The 722-nt window shown below is 44.3% G+C and carries 2 protein-coding genes; both read right to left on the reverse strand.

Features of this window, described 5'->3' with window-relative positions; genetic code table 11:
- Window positions 1–412, reverse strand: a 412-nt coding sequence (locus tag A3738_RS06935) for a hypothetical protein (protein WP_156504031.1), incomplete at its 3' end; no start/stop codon positions are given.
- On the reverse strand, window positions 409–722 hold a 314-nt coding region (locus tag A3738_RS31845), incomplete at its 5' end, for a hypothetical protein (protein WP_068763462.1). The genes A3738_RS31845 and A3738_RS06935, both read right to left, overlap by 4 nt.

The following is a 722-nucleotide window of genomic DNA, read 5'->3' on the forward strand; positions in this document are numbered from 1 at the left end:
ATTGATAGGCTGATTCCCACGTTTCTCCGAAGTCCGTTGACCGCCAAAGTGCGATTGGCGAACGCTCCTTGTTCTGTCGGTATTCTCCGTAGAATAAAACGCCATCATCAAGCAATACGTTGATAGGTGATGAACCAACGATATCAGACCGGTAAGTAAAGGAGGTGTTAGCAAAGTCCAAGTGATAGAACCTTTTTCTAAACACCACGAGAAACTTCTTAGTGGATAGTCGAATGACATTACTTGGATACAACCTTAGCAAGCGGCAGACCAAAGAAAAGTGCATCGCCACCGTCAGGCTAAAAGAACGAGAAGCTGGTACTACTTCCTTATCCGTAGATTTGAAGTTTTCTAAAACAAAGCGACCACGCACAAAATTAATACTCTCAGACGCGTCCGCATAGAGAATCACGATTGAAACTTCCTATAAGTATATCTGCGCATGAGATTGTAAGCAGGTGCGATTAATTGCAACGCTAGAACAAAAAAAGCACCTTTGCACCGGTTGGCTAGCGAGACAGATTGAGCACTCGACTCAACGCTATTTACACCTTCACAGACAACGATTTCGAAAGGTGTGAGTTGAGCCATCCACTTATTAGCATTGTTTGTTAACAAAGGCCCTAGCGTCTCGCCCTTCCATTGCATTTCCTCTTGCGAAACGAGCTTCTCGGAAGCTGCTCCAAAATTCAGCATCCTTCTCTCAAACGTGATTTCCATCT

Source organism: Oleiphilus sp. HI0066, from assembly GCF_001635725.1.